Annotated in this window: 21 protein-coding genes; 11 read left to right on the top strand and 10 right to left on the bottom strand. The window is 73.3% G+C overall.

Annotated features, from left to right (window positions below; translation table 11 throughout):
- Window positions 1-5 precede the first annotated feature (5 nt).
- The 6 genes from OG764_RS05425 to OG764_RS05400 all read left to right on the top strand — a co-directional run bounded on the left by OG764_RS05425 (window position 6) and on the right by OG764_RS05400 (window position 4,231).
- Window positions 6-707 (top strand): (2Fe-2S)-binding protein, encoded by a 702-nt coding sequence (locus OG764_RS05425; protein WP_328967235.1) that lies wholly within the window; start codon window positions 6-8, stop codon window positions 705-707.
- 176 nt (window positions 708-883) lie between these two features.
- Window positions 884-1,801, top strand: coding sequence for an NADP-dependent oxidoreductase (locus OG764_RS05420; protein WP_328972886.1), 918 nt, complete (start codon window positions 884-886; stop codon window positions 1,799-1,801).
- A gap of 244 nt (window positions 1,802-2,045) precedes the next feature.
- Window positions 2,046-2,477, top strand: coding sequence for a hypothetical protein (locus OG764_RS05415; protein WP_328967234.1), 432 nt, complete (start codon window positions 2,046-2,048; stop codon window positions 2,475-2,477).
- Window positions 2,474-3,247, top strand: coding sequence for a transcriptional regulator (locus OG764_RS05410; protein WP_328967233.1), 774 nt, complete (start codon window positions 2,474-2,476; stop codon window positions 3,245-3,247). The genes OG764_RS05415 and OG764_RS05410 overlap by 4 nt, the downstream gene beginning before the upstream one ends.
- A 115-nt stretch (window positions 3,248-3,362) precedes the next feature.
- Complete coding sequence (locus OG764_RS05405; protein WP_328967232.1) at window positions 3,363-3,752, top strand: roadblock/LC7 domain-containing protein; 390 nt, start codon at window positions 3,363-3,365, stop codon at window positions 3,750-3,752.
- Window positions 3,753-3,856: 104 nt separating this feature from the next.
- The gene (locus tag OG764_RS05400; protein ID WP_328967231.1) at window positions 3,857-4,231 is read left to right on the top strand and encodes a hypothetical protein; all 375 of its coding nucleotides are present in this window, start codon (window positions 3,857-3,859) and stop codon (window positions 4,229-4,231) included.
- Between the two features lie 57 nt (window positions 4,232-4,288).
- On the opposite strand, the gene OG764_RS05395 is transcribed toward OG764_RS05400, so the two are convergent.
- Complete coding sequence (locus tag OG764_RS05395; protein WP_328967230.1) at window positions 4,289-5,911, bottom strand: sigma-70 family RNA polymerase sigma factor; 1,623 nt, start codon at window positions 5,909-5,911, stop codon at window positions 4,289-4,291.
- Window positions 5,912-6,138: 227 nt separating this feature from the next.
- Here OG764_RS05395 and OG764_RS05390 point away from each other — a divergent pair, with 227 nt between their 5' ends.
- On the top strand, window positions 6,139-6,378 hold the full coding sequence (locus OG764_RS05390; RefSeq protein ID WP_328967229.1) for a DUF6158 family protein: 240 nt from the start codon (window positions 6,139-6,141) through the stop codon (window positions 6,376-6,378).
- Between the two features lie 132 nt (window positions 6,379-6,510).
- On the opposite strand, the gene OG764_RS05385 is transcribed toward OG764_RS05390, so the two are convergent.
- Together OG764_RS05385 and OG764_RS05380 are read right to left on the bottom strand one after the other, a co-directional pair.
- The gene (locus OG764_RS05385) at window positions 6,511-6,984 is read right to left on the bottom strand and encodes a PaaI family thioesterase (protein ID WP_328967228.1); all 474 of its coding nucleotides are present in this window, start codon (window positions 6,982-6,984) and stop codon (window positions 6,511-6,513) included.
- Between the two features lie 298 nt (window positions 6,985-7,282).
- On the bottom strand, window positions 7,283-9,046 hold the full coding sequence (locus OG764_RS05380) for a S8 family peptidase (RefSeq protein WP_328967227.1): 1,764 nt from the start codon (window positions 9,044-9,046) through the stop codon (window positions 7,283-7,285).
- 387 nt (window positions 9,047-9,433) lie between these two features.
- Here OG764_RS05380 and OG764_RS05375 point away from each other — a divergent pair, with 387 nt between their 5' ends.
- Window positions 9,434-10,429, top strand: coding sequence for an ArsR/SmtB family transcription factor (locus tag OG764_RS05375; protein ID WP_328967226.1), 996 nt, complete (start codon window positions 9,434-9,436; stop codon window positions 10,427-10,429).
- A 115-nt stretch (window positions 10,430-10,544) separates the two neighbouring features.
- On the top strand, window positions 10,545-11,171 hold the full coding sequence (locus tag OG764_RS05370) for an SPOR domain-containing protein (RefSeq protein ID WP_328967225.1): 627 nt from the start codon (window positions 10,545-10,547) through the stop codon (window positions 11,169-11,171).
- A 15-nt stretch (window positions 11,172-11,186) separates the two neighbouring features.
- Here OG764_RS05370 and OG764_RS05365 read toward each other — a convergent pair whose 3' ends face one another.
- From OG764_RS05365 to OG764_RS05340, 6 genes are all read right to left on the bottom strand, one after another.
- Window positions 11,187-11,756, bottom strand: a complete 570-nt coding sequence (locus OG764_RS05365; protein WP_328967224.1) for a hypothetical protein — start codon at window positions 11,754-11,756, stop codon at window positions 11,187-11,189.
- Window positions 11,753-12,979, bottom strand: coding sequence for an MAB_1171c family putative transporter (locus tag OG764_RS05360; protein ID WP_328967223.1), 1,227 nt, complete (start codon window positions 12,977-12,979; stop codon window positions 11,753-11,755). Before OG764_RS05360 ends, OG764_RS05365 begins: the two co-directional genes overlap by 4 nt.
- Window positions 12,976-13,665: a hypothetical protein gene (locus OG764_RS05355; protein WP_328967222.1), complete on the bottom strand. Its 690-nt coding sequence runs from the start codon at window positions 13,663-13,665 to the stop codon at window positions 12,976-12,978. The genes OG764_RS05360 and OG764_RS05355 overlap by 4 nt, the downstream gene beginning before the upstream one ends.
- 137 nt (window positions 13,666-13,802) lie before the next feature.
- A complete protein-coding gene (locus tag OG764_RS05350) occupies window positions 13,803-14,309 on the bottom strand; it encodes a helix-turn-helix domain-containing protein (protein ID WP_328967221.1) in 507 nt (168 codons plus the stop codon).
- Between the two features lie 297 nt (window positions 14,310-14,606).
- Entirely contained in the window at window positions 14,607-15,629 is a 1,023-nt protein-coding gene (locus OG764_RS05345; RefSeq protein WP_328967220.1) for a hypothetical protein, read from the bottom strand.
- On the bottom strand, window positions 15,626-16,168 hold the full coding sequence (locus tag OG764_RS05340; RefSeq protein ID WP_328967219.1) for a SigE family RNA polymerase sigma factor: 543 nt from the start codon (window positions 16,166-16,168) through the stop codon (window positions 15,626-15,628). Before OG764_RS05340 ends, OG764_RS05345 begins: the two co-directional genes overlap by 4 nt.
- A 139-nt stretch (window positions 16,169-16,307) precedes the next feature.
- Here OG764_RS05340 and OG764_RS05335 point away from each other — a divergent pair, with 139 nt between their 5' ends.
- Together OG764_RS05335 and OG764_RS05330 are read left to right on the top strand one after the other, a co-directional pair.
- On the top strand, window positions 16,308-17,318 hold the full coding sequence (locus tag OG764_RS05335; protein ID WP_328967218.1) for a threo-3-hydroxy-L-aspartate ammonia-lyase: 1,011 nt from the start codon (window positions 16,308-16,310) through the stop codon (window positions 17,316-17,318).
- 13 nt (window positions 17,319-17,331) lie between these two features.
- The gene (locus OG764_RS05330; RefSeq protein WP_328967217.1) at window positions 17,332-17,457 is read left to right on the top strand and encodes a hypothetical protein; all 126 of its coding nucleotides are present in this window, start codon (window positions 17,332-17,334) and stop codon (window positions 17,455-17,457) included.
- An 89-nt stretch (window positions 17,458-17,546) separates the two neighbouring features.
- On the opposite strand, the gene OG764_RS05325 is transcribed toward OG764_RS05330, so the two are convergent.
- Entirely contained in the window at window positions 17,547-18,071 is a 525-nt protein-coding gene (locus tag OG764_RS05325) for a hypothetical protein (protein ID WP_328967216.1), read from the bottom strand.
- Window positions 18,072-18,108: the final 37 nt, after the last annotated feature.

The raw sequence follows: 18,108 nt of genomic DNA, 5'->3' as shown, positions 1-18,108 counted from the left end.
GCGCGGTGGAAGAGATCATGAGCGAACTGGCGGCCGTCGGCCCGTTCTTCACCGCCGACCCGCAGGCCCCGGCCGAGGGAGATGCCGGGCCCGGCGGGTTCCGGCCGCTGAGCGAGCTGTACGGCGCCGGACTCGGCGGGTACGTCGCGGAGGTCGGCCGGCGCATCGGCACCGGGCCGGACCGGGTCGCCGCCTCCACCGCCCAGCTCGGCATCGCCTCCCGGCTGTGGTCGCTGGCCCTCGGCGCCGCCGCGCTCGGCGGCCGGGTCCCGGACCTGGCACCCGACCGGGTGCGGTGGCGGCTGCCGCGCGGCGGCTCGCTCCAGCTGGCCCTGCCCGCGCCGCGGGCGGTGCCCGGCCCGGCGGCAGCCGGTTTCGACGCCCTGATCGAAGGCAACCTGCGGGTCCTCGACGCGTCCGTGCGGGCCGGCTACGGGCTCTCCCCGAAGGTGCTGCGCGGCAATTCGGCGTCCGCGCTGGTGGGCGCCCTGCGGGTGCTGACCGGTCGGCTGCCGCGGACCCCGTACCCGCCGGTGCCGCTGGTCGCCGCCCTGCTGGAGGCCGGACCGCTCGCCGGGTCCGGCACGTTCGTCCACGAGGAGGGCCTCGGCTTCGCCTTCGTACGCAACAGCTGCTGCCTGTACTACCGGGTGGAGGGCGCCGGCCTCTGCGGGGACTGCGTGCTGCGGACGAAGCGGAAGGCGTAGGCGGGGCCCGACGGCGCAGGCGGGGGGCGCTGGCCGGGCGGAAGGCGTAGGCCGGGGAAGGGTGTTCGCCCGGTCCCCGCCACGCCTCGCGGGGACCCGGCGGCCGGTGTGGTTGGCTGGTCGCCGCGAGTCAGACACCAGGGCACAGGAGGCCGGGAATCATGTCCGAGGACACCATGCGGGCCATGGCGTACGCGTCGTACGGTGAGAACGGCGTACTCGAGGAGACCCGGCTGCCGCGCCCGAAGTACGGCCCCGGGGAACTGCTCGTCAAGGTCCGGCGGGCGGCCGTCAACCCGGTCGACTGGAAGATCATGGGCGGCCACCTCGACGGGCTGATGGACGTGGTGTTCCCGGTCGTCCCCGGCTGGGACGTGGCCGGCACCGTCGAGGCCAACGGCATCGACACCCCCGAGTTCTCGGTGGGCGACGAGGTCTTCGCTTACGCGCGCAAGGACTACGTGCACGGCGGCACCTTCGCCGAGTACGTCACCGTCCCCGTCCGCTCGCTCGCCCACAAGCCCGCCTCGCTGAGCTGGGACCAGGCCGCCGGCCTGCCGCTCGCCGGACTCACCGCCTACCAGCTGCTCACCCGCCTGGGCGTCGGCGAGGACGACACGGTGCTCGTGCACGGCGCGGCCGGCGGAGTGGGCTCGCTCGGCGTGCAGATCGCCCGCGCCCTCGGCGCCCGGGTGATCGGCACCGCCTCCCCGCGCAACCACGACCGGGTGCGCGAACTCGGCGCCGAACCCGTGCAGTACGGAGAAGGCCTCACCGACCGGGTGCGTGAACTCGTCCCCGAGGGCGTCGGCGTCGTCGCCGACTTCGTCGGCGGGGTCCTCGACGTCACCCTCGCAGTGCTCCGCGACGGCGGCCGGCACGCCTCCATCGCCGACCACACCGTGCTCGGCGCGGGCGGCCAGTGGATGTGGGTGCGCCCGGTCGGCAGCGACCTGGAAGAGCTCGGCCGGCTCGCCGACCAGGGGCAGCTGACCGTCCCCGTGGCCCGCACCTTCCCGCTGGCCGAACTCGCCGACGCGTTCGAACTCAGCCAGACCGGCCACGCCGCCGGAAAGATCATCATCGAGATCTGAGCCGGCGGGGCCCGCGGACCTGCGTCGACCGGTCCCGGGCGGTCGGCAATGATCGTGACCGGTCACCGAACGGTCAGCTCAGGCGGGCGGAAGATCTTCTTCCGGCCGCCTGCCGCTGTTTTTCGGCATGTTCCGATGGAATGTGCCCGAACACACTTCCTCCCCACAGATGTTGAGTAGCGTGCTGTGTCGTCGCCGTCACGCGTACCGCGTACTCGCACGGTCGGCAGGGAGGGGAGCCCGCGTGCCCGGGATCGATGAATGCCTGTCCGAGGCCATGGCGGTGCCCGGCGCCCTCGGTGCCGCACTGGTGGACTGGAGCAGCGGCCTGGCGCTCGGCACGGCCGGAGAATCGCCCGTCGGCGACCACGAGACCACCGCCGCCGAAACCGCCGAACTGGCCCGTGCCGCGGCCGAATACGAATCCTTCGCACCCGGGCCCGCCACTGCGCCCGGCACGTCCGCCACGGACCCCGACGCCCCGCCCGGCCCCCAGGGCCCGCCCCTCGAAGACGTCATCGTCACCACCCGCACCGGCTACCACGTCCTGCGCTTCGTGGAGACCAGCTTCGACAGCAGCGTCTTCCTCCACCTCTGGCTCGACCGCACCGAGGGAAACCTCGCGCTCGCCCGCATCCGCCTGCGCGACCTCGCCGGGGAGCTGGTCCTGGGATGAGCGTCCACACGGCGGTCGCCGTCTCCCCGATGCTGCTCAGACTCGCGGAGGAACGCGCCACCGGAGCCCTGCTGCGCGACCACGGCACCCTCTTCCTGGAGAACGGCCGGGTCGTGCACGCCGAAAGCCCCGCGACCCCCGGCCTCGACGTCCTCCTCACCGCCGGCGGACGGCTGCCGCTCGCCGGCTGGCAGGAGGCCGTCGACCGGGCCGGAGCCCGCCGCCAGGTCGGCCGGTTCCTCGTCGAGAGCGGCCGGGTCGGCGGCGGCGAACTGGAGATCTGCCACCTCGGCGCGGTCTTCGACGCCGCCTTCTTCGCCCTCGCACCGGGCAGCGGCCCCACCCGGTTCCGCCGCGGCGCCACCCACTGGATCGGCTCCCTGCGCTCCGTGTCGGCCGACGCCGTCGAACGCGAGACGATACGCAGGCGCGAACTCCTCGACACGGTCTGGCCCTACCCGGCGCTCGACGCCGCCCCCGTCGTGCCCCGCCGGGCGGCCCCCGGCCAGACCGTCACCCCGCGCCAGCGCGCCCTGCTGCGCAAGGCCGACGGGGTGCGCACGCCGGCGGCCCTCGCCTGGGAGCTGGGCCGCTCCGCGTTCCACACGTTGCTGGAAGTACGCCGGCTCGCCGCCACCGGCCTGGTCGAGACGCCTCACGACCCCACCCCCGTACCACCGTCCGCCCTGCCCGGCTGGGTAACGCAGGTCGCCTCCCCGGACATCGCCCTGCTCCGTCGGCTCCGTGACGCCTTGGAGGCAACCCTGTGACCCTGCTCTTCCCCCGTTCCACCGGCCGGGCCCCGCGTAGACCGTCATGAGGCTCCCGATGCGCCAGCGCACCGGGAGGCCGGCGAACCGGAGCCACAACGAAAGGAGACAGCTGATGACGGCAGAGCCTGAAGTGCTCGGTGAGCTCCGCCGCTTAAGAGCACGGCTGCCGCAACTGACCGGCGCACTCGCCGCCAGCGTGGACGGCCTGGTCCTTGCGCGCGAGACCCCGGCCGGCGAGGCCGAGAGCGTCGCCGCGCTGACCGCCTCCGCGCTCGGCGTCGCCCAGCGCCTGACCGACATAACCGGGCAGGGCGGCTTCCGCGAGCTGCTGGTCCGCGGCGACCACGGATACGTGGCGACCTACGCCGCCGGCAGCTCCGCCGTGCTGACCCTGCTGGCCGAACCGCGCATCAACGTCGGCCGCCTCCACCTGGAGGCCCGCCGCTCCAGCGTCCGCATCGGCGAACTCGTGGACGAGGCACTCGCCCGCCGCGCGACCTGACCCGGACCACGCGCACCGACCGCGACCGCACCGGCCGCGACCACACGACCGAAGGCGCCTTCGCGCTTCGCACGACGCGACACCAGAAAAGGACGAAACCCCTCATGGCGAACACCGAAACCGCTCTCAAAGAAGCGATGACCACCATCGAAGGCACGCTCGGTGCCGCCCTCGTCGACTACACCAGCGGCATGGCCCTCGGCATGGTCGGCGGCGGCAAGGAACTCGACCTCAACCTCGCCGCCGCGGGCAACACCGACGTGGTGCGCGCCAAGGTCCGCACCATGGAGATGCTCAAGCTCAACGACGAGATCGAGGACATCCTGATCACCCTCGGCAGCCAGTACCACCTGATCCGGCTGCTCAAGGGCCGCAGCGCCAACGGCCTCTTCCTCTACCTCGCCCTGGACAAGGGACGCGCCAACCTTGCGATGGCCCGCCACCAGCTGAAGGCCATCGAAGCCCAGCTGGAGGTCTGACACCGGCCCCGCCGCTGCGGGACGGGCCGCGCCGGCCCGGTCCCGCGGGCGGCCCCGTCAGCGCGCGCCGAAGGCCTGCGTCCACCAGGGGCCGCCCGACCCCTGGTGGATGCCCACGCCGATCTCCTTGAACGAACAGTTGAGGATGTTCGCGCGGTGGCCCGAGCTGTTCATCCACGAGTTCATGACGTCCGAAGCGGTCTGCTGTCCCCGCGCGATGTTCTCGCCGTACGTCGACCAGCGGTAGCCCGCGGCCGTGATGCGCTCGCCGGGCCCGTCACCGTCCGGGTTCGTGTGGTCGAAGTAGTCGCGGGCCGCCATGTCGTCCGAATGCCCCTGAGCGGCCGCCGCGAGCTTCGAGTTCGAGGTCAGCGGGCCGCAGCCGGCCGCCGCCCGCTCCTTGTTGACCAGGGCGACGACCTGCCCGGCGGTGCCGGACGCGCCCCCGCTGCCGCCGGTCGCACGGGTGGCCGACGGTCTCGGCTTCGGCGCCGCCTTCGTGGGCTTCGGCGTCGGCGTCGGCTTGCGGGTCGTCGCCGACGGGCTGGGCGACCGGGTCACGCTCGGCGAAGGTGAAGCGGACGGCTTCGCCGACGCGGACGGCGAGGCGGACGCGCTGGGCGAGGGTGACTGCGACAGGGTCGCCGCGGGCGAGGCCGGAGCGGCGAGCGGCCGGGCCCGGTCCGCGCCGTCGCCGCCGTCCCCGCCGAACAGGTAGAAGGCGCCGCCCGACACCGCGACCACCGCGACCGCCCCGGCCGCGACCGCACGGCGACGGCCGTGCCGCTGCCGGCTCCGGCGCCGCGCCACCCGGGATCCCCCCGCGAGCCCGCCGCCCGCCGGAGCGGGAGTCCCGTACGCCACCGAGGTCAGGCCCGCGGCGGCCGACTCGCGGGTCGCGGCGAGCAGCGCGGCCGTCGGAGCCAGCAGCGCCAGACCCGCCAGCAGACCCTCGGCCGGGTACATGCCGCTCCACAGCCCCGAACAGCGGACGCAGTCCCGGGCGTGCCGGGCTATTCGCTTGCGCCACAGCGCGCTCGGGGCGCCGTCCCAGGTCTCCAGGCCCGTGTGCAGCGCCTGGCACGGCGGCTGCGCCTGCACGGCCCGTACCACCACCCGCGCCGACTCCAGCTGCGCCTTCATCCGCTGCACCCGCACCGCGGCGTGCTGCGGGGACAGCTCCAGCGCCGCCGCCACCTCCTGCCGGGTCAGCTCGCCGGCGCACTCCAGCCACCACAGGGACAGCAGCGCCTGGTCCTCGGGCTCCAGCCAGCGGGTGGCCTCGGCCGTCTCCAGCCGCTGGCCGGACAGGTTCAGCCGGACCGCGGTCAGGTCCACGAAGTCCGCGCCCGGGTCGGCGACGTCGTACGCGGTGTCCAGCGGGGCCGCGCCGGTGGCCGCCTGGCGGGCCTGGCGGTCCTGCCAGTGGGCCCGTACCCGGTTCATGGCGATGGCCACGAGCCAGGACCGGAAGCTCTCCGGGGTCCGCAGGCCGCCCAGGCCGTCCAGGGCCCGCAGCATGGTGTCCTGCACCACGTCGTCGGTGTCGGCATGCCCGTTCAGGGCCCGCCCGACCACGTTGTAGACCAGCGGAAGGTAGGAGGCGACGAGCGCGTCCTGTGCCCGCATGTCGCCGCTCTGCGCGGCCACGACCAGTGCCGTTCCCTGCTGCGTACCCATGTTCCGATCAACCCTGCCTGTCCGGACGACGATGTTGCCCAACACCTGGGAGACCCCAGGGCGCCCGCCCGATAACAGAAAACCGCCGCACTTTTCGCATGCGGATCCGTCGCATCCTCTTCCGGGCGTCGCACACGCTAGCGGGCCGCCGGTGCGGCCCGGATGGCCGGGCCCGTACCGGAGGGACAGACTTGGAGCGGGGAGACGGATCCCGGGAGGAGTCGGCGATGCCCGCCCACTACGAAGGCGTACCACCGGAAGAGCTCGCGGAGGACCGGTTGATCAAGGAGCTGGAGGCGATCCACCGGACCCGGCACGAGACCCTGCTGCACGGCTCCGACGAGGCTCTGGAGACCCACAGCCGGCGGATGGCCGTGCTGGAGGAGGAGTACCTGCGCAGGCACCCGAGACGGGCGCCGTCCGCGGGCCGCACCCGCGCCGGCGCGCGCGCCCGGCCGGGCGCCTGAGGCGGCACCCGGCTGGGCGGGGTGGGGGCGGACGGGTGGGAGAGGGCTCGGAGCCGTGAGCCGTCGGACCCAGGAGCGGTCGGCCTCAGGGCGGTCGGACTCCGGAGCCGCCGGTCTCGGCAGCCCCCGGTCTCAGGAGGAGGCGGCGTCAGCGGCAGCGGGGAAGATCGCGCAGGTCGTGGTGGCGTGCGCGTAAAGCTTGCCGTCCTCGATGCCGATCAGCTGGGCCTCGGCGATGCCGATCGTGCGGCCCACGTGGATCGAGGTGCCGATGGCCCGGAGCTTGCCCGTCGCGGCGGTGGCCGGGCGGATCAGGTTCACGTTGAGCTGGGCCGTCGTGTAGCCCGTGCCCGCGGGCAGCCGGGAGAGGACCGCGCAGCCGAGCGCCGAGTCCAGGAGCGTGGCGAAGTATCCGCCGTGCACGGTCCCCATCGGGTTGTAGAGGTATTCGCCGGTCTCGCCCTCGAAGACCGCCGTGCCGGGTTCGGCGGAAACCAGTCGGAAGCCGAGCGTGTGCGACATCGGGGGCTGCGGGATCCGGCCCTCGATGATGGCGCGGAGCAGTTCCAGGCCGCCGAGCCGGACGGTGTCGTTGCTGCTATTCATGACACGAGGCTAGGCGAACCCGGCCGCCGCCCGCGCCCGGCCGGCCCCCAACCCCGGGGTGGGGACCGTGAGATGACCGATTCCGCCGCCTCCGTCACCCCTGAGGCCCACCGCTCCCGACCGAAGTACCAGGCCGTCCGCTGCTGCGTACGGCGGGCGGGGCGGCCTCCGTCGGCGCACGTGGGGAGATCGACCGCCCGTGCAAAGACACCGCCCCCGGGACCCGGCCGACAAGGGCGGGTACCAGGGGCGGTGCTGTGGGGGGTGTGCGGTGCGGCCTGTGGGGGGCGGACCTGACCTAGAAGGTCAGGTTCCAGGCGTCGATCTTGCCGGTGTCCTGCGAGGCGATGTCCTGGACGCGCAGCTTCCACGTGCCGTTGGCGACCTCGGAGGAGGCGTTCACGGTGTACGTCTTGGCCACGTTGTCCGCGCTGTCGCTGTTGGCGAAGTCCTCCAGCAGGTACACGGAGCCGTCCGGGGCGACCAGCGAGACCACCAGGTCACCGCGGTAGGTGTGCTTGATGTCCACGCCCACCTTGAGGGTGGCCGGGGCGTTGCCCGTGACACCGGTGACCGCGATCGGGCTCTCGACCGTGGCGTTGTCCGCGACGGTCACGTCCGTGGTCGTCTCGAAGTACTTGCCGGGGGGCGGGGTGCTGCCGCCGACCGCCTTCAGCGCGTCGGTCTGGCCCTCGCCGAAGAAGCCGTTCTTCGTCGTGGTGCCCTTGCAGCGGGTGTCGGACGGGCACGCGGTGTCGTTGGCCTGGGTGCCCAGGGCCGCACGGATGTCCGCCGGGGTGAACGTCGGGTTCACGCTGGCGATGAGCGCGGCGACACCGGCGACGTGCGGGGACGCCATCGAGGTGCCGTTCATGTTGCCGTACTTGCCGCCCGGGAGGGTGGAGTAGACACCGGAGGCGCCGTCGCCGCCGGGGGCCGCGATGTCGATGACCCCGTTGCCGTAGTTCGAGTACGAGGCCTTCACGTTGCCGTTGCCCATGGCGGCGACCGTCACGACGCCGGGCAGCTCGGTCGGGATGTCGAGGCAGGCGTTGGTGATGGTGCGGGTGACCGGGGTCGAGTCGTTGGGGGACTCGGTGTCCGTGGTCTTGTTCGCCAGGTCGAGGTTGCTGTTGCCGGCGGCGGCGACCTGGAGCGAGCCCTTGCCCTCGGCGTACGCCTGGGCGCGGCGGACACCCTCGATGATGGCGGCCTGGTCCACGTTGTCCGGGCAGTTGAACTGCCACGGGTCGGTGTAGTAGCTGTTGTTGGTGACCTTGAAGCCGTGGTCACCGGCCCACATGAAGCCGCAGACGGTGTTCTCGGCGAAGAAGAGGCTGCTGCCCGGCTCGGCGATGCGGACCGAGGAGATCTTCACGCCGGGCGCGACACCGATGACGCCCTTGCCGTTCTTGGAGGCGGCGACGGTGCCCGCGACGTGCGTGCCGTGGGTGCCGACGTCACGCCAGGCGCCCGCGCGGGTGTCCGCCTTGCCGTAGGCGCAGGACGCCGAGTCGGCCGCGTTGAAGTTCGGGGCGATGTCCTGGTGCTGGTCGTCCACGCCCGTGTCGAGGATGCCGACCTTGACCGAGGCGGAACCGGTGGTCACGGCCCAGGCCTGGTCGGCCTTGATCTGGGTCATGTCCCAGCGGTTGGACTCGGTGAGGGTGGTCGCCGACTGCGCGGGGTTCGCCGGCAGCGCCGGGTTGTACGCGTCCGCCGGGACGTCGGAGGTACGGGTCGCGCCGACCTGCTGCACACCGCTGACGCCGCGCAGCGTGGCCGCGAAGCCCGCGGACGCGGAGTGGGCGACGATCACGCCGATCGCGTCGTAGCTCGCGAAGACCGTGCCGCTGTTGTTCGTGATCGCGGTACGGACGGCCGTGGTGTCACCGGGGGCGGTGATGACCAGGTAGGCGCGGGTGCCGGCGGCCCAGCCGGCCGTGGGCGCCGCGGCGGAACGGGCCATCGGCGCGGCCGCGGCCGGGGCCAGCGGGGCGGTGTCCGCGAACGCGGCGGGGTTCGCGAGGGCCAGCGAGGCGCCCAGGGCGGTGACCGCCACGGCAGAGGTTCGAAGCCGACTGAATATGTGGGGTATCAATGCGTCCTCCGAAAGCCCGGGGGTGCCGAGACGCCGCCGGGCCGTGTGAATAAAGGGGTGAACGCAAGATGTCAGACCGGTGCCGGGGATGGGAAGCAGGGAAAACCCTTGCCGTGCAGGTCACTTGGGCGGAATCGGCCATTCCCGGACGTGTCGGTCCGGACCGCCGCCCGCCCACCCCCGTGGGGCGGGCAGCGGTCCCGTCAGGCCGGCGCGCTCGCGCCGGTGACCACCATGCGCCCGCCGCCGGCCCCCGCACAGCCCCCTTAAGCCTGGGCTGAATCCCCCGTAGACGGGCGCGCTCCGGGGCCTCACACTCAGGGATCAAGAACCCACGGGGAGACCAGGGTGATACGGATCCATTTCACGGCGGAGGACCTGTCCCGCACCCGGGTCGGCACCACCGCGGGCGCCGCCGCCGAGACCTACCACGGCCTGGCCATGCTCGGGTGCCCCGACCGCGCCGTGCCGTTCCACCCCTGGCGCGCCTCGGTGGTGCGCAAGCTCGGCGCGGAGGTCCGCCCGCTGCTGGCACTGATGCCGCAGGCGAGCCCCGGGCTGGACTTCTTCACGCTCGCCGGGGACACCGAAGACATCGACGAGGCCGTGGACAACCTGATGGCCGTGCCCGCCGAGCGGATGCGCAAGGAACTCGAAGACGTCCGCTTCGCCCCGCGGCACGCCGCCTGGGCGCGCCGGTTCGCCGACGGTGAGCGCGAGGTGCGGGAGCAGGTCGCCCACGCCCTCAAGGCCTGCCACGGCACCACCGTCGCCCCCTACTGGAGCCGGGCGGGCGCCCACCTGGACGCCGTACGCTCCGACTTCGCCCGCACCCTCCTCGACGGCGGCGTCGAACGGGTGCTGGAGACCCTGTGCGTACCGCTGGCGCGCTGGCGGCCGCCGGTCCTGGAGGTGGCCTTCCCGCGGGACGCCGACGTGCACCTGGGCGGGCGCGGCCTGCTCCTCGTACCGACGGTGTTCACGTGGCGCGAAGTCCAACTGCTCCAGGACCCCTTCGACGAGCAGGCCACCCCCGTCCTGCTCGTCCCGACCGTCACCGACCCGGCGTCCGCGGCCCGGCTGTGGGACGCCGGCGGGCCGCCCGAGCAGGCACTCGGCGCCCTCCTCGGCCGCACCCGCGCGGCCGCGCTGCGCGCCACCGTGCACGGCTGCAACACCACCGAACTGGCCCGCCGGCTCGGGGTCACCCCGGCCGCCGCGAGCCAGCACGCGACCGTGCTGCGCAACGCCAACCTGATCACCACCAACCGGCGCGGCGGAGCGGTCCTGCACACCATCACCCCGCTCGGCAGCGTGCTGCTGGGATCCGTGCCGGGCGGCTGATTTCCGCACGGGGCAACAGCGTGATCCCGGCTGTGTGACGAACGGGATCCGGCCGTTCTCCATCGAGTTCCGGGCACGCTACGTTTGCGCCGACTCATCACGGAGGAGACGGAACATGGCTCACAGACGCACCCTTGCCGCCGCCCTGGCCCTGTGCGGCGCCCTCGCGCTCACCGCCTGCGACAACGGCGAGGACAACGCCCAGCCGCCCGCCGGACCCGGCGCTCCCGGCGCCGGGACCGCCACCACCGCCCCGGCCACGCCCGGCACGCCCGCCACGCCCGCCACCGCTTCCGCCAAGGCGACGCCGGGGCCCGCGAAGACGCCGGCGAAGAAGCCCGCGCCGTCCGCCCCCAAGCCGGCCGAGACGAAGGCCCCCGCCCCCGGCGCGACCTGCGACCACAAGATGCCGATCTCGCCGGACGAGATCGCGGTCTACCGCTACACCCCCGAGGGCGGCTTCCTCAGCCTCATCGTCAAGCACGGCAACTGGGGCTGCGGCACCCCCGACTCGGACGGCGCCCCGTTCGAGACGATCGGCGTGGAGACCTTCATCCCGCTCGACCAGGCCGCGCACATCACCGTCACCAACCCGATCGTGACGAGCACCGAGAACCAGAAGATCGGCGTCCAGGAGTTCCTGGACTGGCTGGAGGCCCACCCCAACTCGGGTCTGGTCTTCAAGTACCACCTCGGCGCCGACGCCGCCATCGACACCCTGGACCAGGTGTTCACCCCCTGATCCCGAGCGGTCGGCTCAGTTCAGTCCCGTGAAGACGAAGCCGGCGATCGGGGCGCCCAGCAGGGCTCCCGCGCAGACCTGAGCCGGGGTGTGGTCCCGCAGCACCACCCGGGACCAGCCGATCAAGGCGAGCAGCGGGACCGCGACCAGCGCCCAGGCCCCGAAGGCCACGGCCGCCACCGTGATCGCCCCGGCCGGAACCGCCGTATGGAACGAGATCTTCCATACGGTGGTGACGCCCAGGAAGACCACCAGCGCGACCAGCATCGCGGCGATCAGGGCGACCAGTTCGAAGGGCCCGTCGAGCAGCACGATCAGGCAGATCCCGGCGGCCACCGAGGCCAGGATCCCCGGGAGCACGACCAGCCGGTCCTGGCGCCGTCGCACGTGCCGGTCGCCCCACCAGCCCTTGCGCCGGCCCCAGGCGATCCACAGCGCGGGCAGCACGGCGCAGAACACTCCGGCCACCAGTCCCCAGCCGACCCCGGCCCATCCGTCCGCGTGCCAGCCGATCAGCAGCGTCACCACGATCAGCCAGTTCTTGGGTTCCAGCACGTCGGTGATCCGCACGGCCGCCGTGTTCATACGAGCCCCGCCCGGTCCGCTGCGGCTCCGGCTGCCGTGGCGCCGGCCCCGGCTTCGGCGCCGGGCTCCTCGTGGATTCCGGCGGCGAAGGCCTCGGCGGCCGGCGAGTGGTAGAACGCCGTGAGCTGCCGCAGCCGCGCCACCTCCGCCTCGAAGTCCAGACCGTCCGAGGCCTGGGCGGCGGGCTCCTCGGCCGGGGCGGGCGCCGCGCCGCGGGCCCGGGCCTCGGCCGCGGCGCGCAACCACAGCGCCTGCGCCGCGGTCTCCAGCGCCTCGCCGGCCAGCCCCGTCCGCCGGGCGGCGGCCCGGGCGCGCTCGCGGGTGCCGGCGTCAGCGTACGGGGAGAGCACGAGGGCCGCGTCCCGGATCTCGATCACCACCCGGTGCAGCCGGATCCGCGGGCCGCGCCGCACCCGGGTGCCGAGCACGATGTCCGGCACGGCCGAGGTGAGCGAGGTCCACAGCGGCCGGATCGCCCGCAGGCTGCGCCAGTCGCGTCCGGCGCGCACCAGCGCGCCCAGCGGGGCCAGGGAGTTGCCGATGATGATCAGGAAGATCGCGGCGTACTCGATGGTGTCGGCGGTGTACTGGGCCGTGGCCTCGGCCATCGGGAACGGCAGGTCCAGCAGCCGGGCGGACAGGTGGCTGGTGCGGAACAGGCTGTACACGGTGCCGACCGCGAGGCCGAAGCCGAGGATCTGCAGGCCGGCGCGGAGGAAGCTGCGGCCCGACTTGCGCCCGTAGCCCAGGCAGAGCCACGAGCCGAAGGCGGTGGCCAGGGCCAGATACGCCACGAAGGTCAGGCAGTACCCGGTCGCCGCGTGGGAGGCCGCGTGGCCCTCGTAGAAGTTGTCCACCCGCACCTGCCGCGGCACCTGGAGGAACAGCACGGTCAGCAGGGTCGCCGCGGCGGCGCTGCCGGCCGCGATGAACCGGCGTGACCTGCGCAGCAGATCGGGCCGGGCCATGGCGATGACGAGGTCGAGGACCGCCGCGCAGGCGCCGACCCCGATCACGTTCTTGATCAGCACGCAGAGGTCGTTGATCCCGGTGCCCGTGTCGATGGCCAGGGCGATCGGCGGGATCGCGATGGTGGTCGCGATCGCCAGACCGGTGAACGCCAACCACGTCGAACGCTGTTGGGGCCGCCGGACCGCGGCCGGCAGACGCCAGAACGTCACGATCCACAGCAGGACGGCGATGACGAGTTTGAAGGTGTTCATTCGTTCCGTACCGGGTGGCCGAAGGTGTCGTTGAGGCGGTTGAGTACTTCTGCGGCGTCGTCGGAGGTGGCCTCGATCTCGCTGCGCCGGCTGGCCCGTTCCAGGATGAGGGTGGCGACGGTCTCGGCCTCCTGCTCCTCGCGGCTGGAGTACTTGGTGCGGCCGAGGAGGTGCACGATCCGGTCGGCGGACAGGCCGAGTTCGGCGTCGGAGGGGCGGGCGGCGGCGGCCGCGGCCCGGATCCGGGCGGACTCGGCCCGTACGATCCCGGCGATCGGGAGGTCGGGGCGGTCCGCGCCGTCGATGGCGCCGTCGGCTCGGGCCAGCAGGCGGCCGAAGTGGGCGGCGGCGGTGTCGAGTTCCTCTTTGGTGGGGTCCTCGGACAGGTCCAGTTCGGGGGCGACGTGCCCGAGCAGCATGTGGGCGATCTCGTGGAGCACGATGTGCACCCGCAGGATGTCCGGCGCGGTGGCGTCGTAGAAGACCAGGTCGGCGGTGTCGAGGCCGAGCCAGACCCCGCACGGCAGGTCCTCGCTGCCGGGCCCCTCCAGGGGAAGCAGCACCAGCGGCCGCCCGCGCTGTTCGGCGATCAGGTCGCAGAACGCGCCGAGGTCGAACGGCTGCGGTATCTCCAGGCCGTTCGCGAGGGCGGCACATGTCCGGCGCCGACGTCCCCACCGCCACATTCCCGCTCTGCCCCATCCCTCCGGCCATCGGCGGGGTGTTCCGCCGCCGCGCAGGCCGAGCTCGGCAGCGCCTGCGACCACACACTAGTCCCCGTGGGGGAGCGTGCCGAGGGCGAGGGGGCGAGGGGCCCGAAATGTCACTCCGGGCGGCGCCGCCGCTTGCGTCCTTCGACCTCGGGAAGCCCCTCGGCCTGCCGGAACCCCTCCACGATGCCCTTGATGCCGCGCAGCGACCGCGCGGACAGTCCGCTCAGGCGGAAGGCGACCGCGCGGACCTCCTGGTCCTCCAGCGCCTTGGCGAGTTCGTCACCGGCGCCGGCGCGCTCGACGCTCTCCTTGATCTCACGGATCCGCTGGTCCACGGCGTCGGAGACGGCGTCGTCGAGGAAGTAGCTCGGCGGCACTCCGAAGAAGGAGGCGAGGGCGCGCAGCGAGTCCACGCTCGGGTTGGTCACCTTCCCGGTCCGGATGGACTGGATGGTGCCGTGCGAGACGGTCGGGTCGCCGTCCCCGGCCCGCTGCCGGATGAGATCGGCGATCTCCTGGTACGTGTACGGGCCGCGGTTCTCGGGATGCAGGGTTTCGATCAGGTGGCCGAGCTTGCGCGCGATGGCGGGCCGGTCGCAGGGAGGTCGCTCGGTCATCGCGGGGTGCCCTCCTCCGTGCGCGGCTGCGGCGGCGGCGGGTCCGCCGTGCCGCGAGCAAATCTACTCGACTAGACGGAACGGAGCGCGGGCGGGGGGTGGCCTGTCTATTGGGCTTGACAACGCTTCAGGGTGCTGGCGTAAGTTTCGGCTGTCCCGTCTAGTTGACTAGATGGAGAGGTGCGGCGGCCGGTTGCGGCCTGCGGCCGCACGCCGTGATGTGTCTCGGCGCCCACGGGGGTGGCGCCCAGACACATCAACGGCCCAGGACCCGCCGCCGGCGGGGGAGACACCCGACTACGAGACCTCCTTCTGGTACTGCCGGTCCCGGTCTGAGTCGTAGACCTGCTTGCCCTGGGCGTCGTATCCGACGATGTGCGGGGTCTTGGTGACCGCGCGCTCCAGGATGCCGGTGGCGGCGAACCAGCCGTGGTCTATCGCGGCGTCGACGGTCGCACCGCCATAGCTCACGGTCACCTTCGCGACCTTCGGATCGACCGTGCCGATGCTGCCCCAGCGGAACGGGAACACCCACGGCTCGCCCGGGGTGAAGCTCTGGAGGAAGAGCTTGCCGCCGTTCATGTCCGGGACGACGGGTCCGCTGTCCGGGGTCGCGTCCGATCCGGTCGAGATGTTGATACCGCTCGGCTTCCCCTCCTTGAGGTGACAGATCAGCCGCGTCTGCTGCGGCTTGTCCTTGACCGCCACGATGTACCGCCCGTCACCGGGCGAGTTGGCATTCCCCGCGCTCCGGTGCGCCAGCAGGATCCGGTACTCGCCCGCCTTGCCGAGGTCGGGCGCCGGCTTCCCGCCGCCCGCGCCCGCCCTGGGGTCGTGAGTCCGCCCGAATCCCAGGCAGCCCTCCAGACCCTTGGCGGCCTGCGCCATCGTGATCCCGTCGGCGAGCTGCCCGGGCGTGGCCGGGCCCGCCGAGCCGGTCGGCGCGGGGCTGGGCTTCGCCGGCGCCGACTGCCGGGGCGCCGCGGCCACCCCGCCCTTCGCCGCCGAGTCCGACGACCCGCCCGCGGCGAACGCGTACGCCGCCGCCGGTACCACGGTCAGCACCATCAGGGCCGCCCCCGTGGCGGCCAGCCGGCGCTGCCGCTCCTGGCGCCCCTGCCGCACGATCGCCGGATACGGCGCCGGTGCGGGCCGCACCTCCGCCGCGTCCTCGGCCAGCAGGTCCCGCAGGTTCGCCTCCAGCCTGCTGAGCTCGGGCCCCGGCGGGCCGCTGCCGTCCCGTCCCGGGGCGTCACCCCCCGCGCCAGGGCGTCCCGCGCCGTGCCGTCCTTCTCCGTACCGCTCGCCCGTGTCCGTCATCGCGAAGCCCCCTGCTCCATCGTCGCCACAGCAGATCCGTCGAGGATCTGGGCCAGCCCGGGGAACACCCGGAGTTTCGCCAGCGCCTTCGACGCCTGGCTCTTCACGGTCCCCGGGGCGCACCCCAGGACCTGCGCGACCTCCCCTTCCGGGAGGTCCTCCCAATACCGCATCACCACCACGGCCCGCTGCCGCGGCGGCAGCGTGGCCAGAGCGGACATCAGGACGTTCCGCTCGTCGATCCACGCCGTTGCCGGATCGCCCGCGCTCGTCTCCGGCGGCGCGGCCGTCAGCCGCTCCTGCACCCGGCGTTTGCGGAACCGGTCGCTGTTGCAGGTCACCAGCATCCGCCGGACATAGGCCTCCGGGCTGTCGCTGCGCCGCACCCGGCGCCAGGACCGGTACGCCTTCGCCAGCGCGGTCTGCGTCAGATCCTCCGCGTCGTGCCGGTCACCCGTCAGCAGATACGCCGTGCGCACCAGATGGCTCCACCGGCCGCTGACGAACTGCTGGAACTCCGCCTCTTCATCGGCTTTCATCTCGCACCCCCTTCGCCCCCTAGACCACGGCCACCGCGCAATCGGTTGCCCGGCCGCGGGCGATAAACCCGAAGGACTGGCGAGCCGGCCACGGTAATGTGCGAAGGCCAGGGACACCCCCTACCCGGAAGGGCCGCACATGACCGAGCTTCCCGATCCGACCACCCCCACCACCCGGCCCGACCCCCTCACGCTTCCCCGCTACGAGGACGTGGTGTCGGCCGCCGCCCGCATCGAGGGGGTCGCGCACCGCACCCCCGTGCTGCGCTCCCGGCTCATCGACGAACAGCTCGGCGTCGAGGTGCTGTTCAAGTGCGAGAACCTCCAGCGCATGGGCGCCTTCAAGTTCCGAGGCGCCTACAACGCGCTGTCCCGGTTCTCGCCCGCGCAGCGCGCCGCCGGCGTCGTGGCCTACTCGTCCGGCAACCACGCCCAGGCCGTCTCCCTGTCCGCGCAGCTGCTCGGCATCCCCGCCACCATCGTGATGCCCCACGACGCCCCCGCCGCGAAGGTGGCCGCGACCCGCGGATACGGCGGCCGGGTCGTCACCTACGACCGCTACACCGAGGACCGCGAGGAGATCGGCCGGGCGCTCGCCGAGAAGGACGGGCTGACCCTGATCCCGCCCTACGACCACCCGCACATCATCGCCGGACAGGGCACCGCGGCCAGGGAACTCTTCGAGGAGGAGGGCGAACTCGACGCGCTCTTCGTCCCGCTCGGCGGTGGCGGGCTGCTCTCCGGAACGGCACTCGCCGCCCGCGCCCTGTCGCCGGGCTGCCGCCTGTACGGAGTGGAACCCGAGGCGGGCGACGACGGCCGGCGGTCGCTGCGCGAAGGCCGCATCGTGCACATCGACACCCCGCAGACCATCGCCGACGGCGCCCAGACCCAGCACCTGGGGGAACTCACCTTCCGGATCCTGCGGGACGCGGCGCCGACCGCGGTCACCGCGACCGACGCCGAACTCGTCGACGCGATGCGGCTGTTCGCCACCTACCTGAAACTGGTCGTGGAACCCACCGGCTGCCTCGGCCTGGCAGCCCTGCGCCGGCACGCCGAAGAGCTGCGCGGCCGCCGCGTCGGAGTCCTCGTCAGCGGCGGAAACATCGACCTGGCCCGCTACGCGGCGCTCCTCGACCCGCACTGAACCCGGCGTCCTGTTGCTCGCCGTCCTCGCCCAGCGGCTGCGCCTGGACACCGACCCCGGCACGCCCCGGCCGTTCACCGGCCTGACCCTCCAGCCGGCCACACCCGTCCGGGCGACGGTCCGCCGCACCGCCGGCTGAGCCCGCGGCGGCCCGCACACCGCGGCCGCTCCGGCGGCCCGGGCCGGCGGCCGGTCCGCGTCGAGACCGGCCGCGGTGCGGCGGCCGGGTCAGTGGCGGGCGCTGCGGCGGCGCAGGGCGATCCAGGTCAGGGCGCCCACCACGGCGAGGGCCGCCGCCGCCCCGCCGGTCAGTGCGAGCGCGCCCGCCCCCGAGGAGTCGGCGGCCGCGCGGGGCCGGGCGCAACCGCGGGGGGTCCCCGCGGTGTCCGCCCGTACCGTCAGCCGGCCCACGACGGGCTTCCCGTCGAACTCGACCGGCTTGCCGAAGGAGACCGCGTACGTGCCCGGCTTCGCGTCGCACCGCACCCGCGCCTTCGCGGCCCAGCTCACCTTCCCGGCGGGCATCAGCCGGACCTCCCCGTCGAACACGGGGGAGACGACCGTGACCCCGTCGTCCCCGTCGGCGTGGTGCAGCAGGTCGGGGTTGAGGGTGTACAGGGACACCCGCTCGCCGCGTTGGACCGACCCGGGGCTCACGTCCAGGCCGCCGGTGCCGGCCTGCGCCGGAGCGGCCGCGAGCACCAGCAGCACCGGGGTGGCCAGGCTCACGCAGCTGCGGCGTATACGTGACATAAGGTGTGATCCTCTGGCTCGTACGGACAGCACCGAC

The sequence above is a fragment of the Streptomyces sp. NBC_00239 genome, from assembly GCF_036194065.1.
In the GTDB taxonomy this organism is placed as follows: Bacteria; Actinomycetota; Actinomycetes; order Streptomycetales; family Streptomycetaceae; genus Streptomyces.
This window is presented reverse-complemented; position numbering and strand designations above follow the sequence as displayed.

Coding starts and splice junctions, on each gene's coding strand:
- OG764_RS05420 (WP_328972886.1), top strand. CDS start 884: ATGCGGGCCATGGCGTACGCGTCGTACGGTGAGAACGGCGTACTCGAG.
- OG764_RS05410 (WP_328967233.1), top strand. CDS start 2,474: ATGAGCGTCCACACGGCGGTCGCCGTCTCCCCGATGCTGCTCAGACTC.
- OG764_RS05405 (WP_328967232.1), top strand. CDS start 3,363: ATGACGGCAGAGCCTGAAGTGCTCGGTGAGCTCCGCCGCTTAAGAGCA.
- OG764_RS05400 (WP_328967231.1), top strand. CDS start 3,857: ATGGCGAACACCGAAACCGCTCTCAAAGAAGCGATGACCACCATCGAA.
- OG764_RS05395 (WP_328967230.1), bottom strand. CDS start 5,911: ATGGGTACGCAGCAGGGAACGGCACTGGTCGTGGCCGCGCAGAGCGGC.
- OG764_RS05390 (WP_328967229.1), top strand. CDS start 6,139: ATGCCCGCCCACTACGAAGGCGTACCACCGGAAGAGCTCGCGGAGGAC.
- OG764_RS05385 (WP_328967228.1), bottom strand. CDS start 6,984: ATGAATAGCAGCAACGACACCGTCCGGCTCGGCGGCCTGGAACTGCTC.
- OG764_RS05370 (WP_328967225.1), top strand. CDS start 10,545: ATGGCTCACAGACGCACCCTTGCCGCCGCCCTGGCCCTGTGCGGCGCC.
- OG764_RS05365 (WP_328967224.1), bottom strand. CDS start 11,756: ATGAACACGGCGGCCGTGCGGATCACCGACGTGCTGGAACCCAAGAAC.
- OG764_RS05360 (WP_328967223.1), bottom strand. CDS start 12,979: ATGAACACCTTCAAACTCGTCATCGCCGTCCTGCTGTGGATCGTGACG.
- OG764_RS05355 (WP_328967222.1), bottom strand. CDS start 13,665: ATGTGGCGGTGGGGACGTCGGCGCCGGACATGTGCCGCCCTCGCGAAC.
- OG764_RS05350 (WP_328967221.1), bottom strand. CDS start 14,309: ATGACCGAGCGACCTCCCTGCGACCGGCCCGCCATCGCGCGCAAGCTC.
- OG764_RS05345 (WP_328967220.1), bottom strand. CDS start 15,629: ATGACGGACACGGGCGAGCGGTACGGAGAAGGACGGCACGGCGCGGGA.
- OG764_RS05340 (WP_328967219.1), bottom strand. CDS start 16,168: ATGAAAGCCGATGAAGAGGCGGAGTTCCAGCAGTTCGTCAGCGGCCGG.
- OG764_RS05335 (WP_328967218.1), top strand. CDS start 16,308: ATGACCGAGCTTCCCGATCCGACCACCCCCACCACCCGGCCCGACCCC.
- OG764_RS05325 (WP_328967216.1), bottom strand. CDS start 18,071: ATGTCACGTATACGCCGCAGCTGCGTGAGCCTGGCCACCCCGGTGCTG.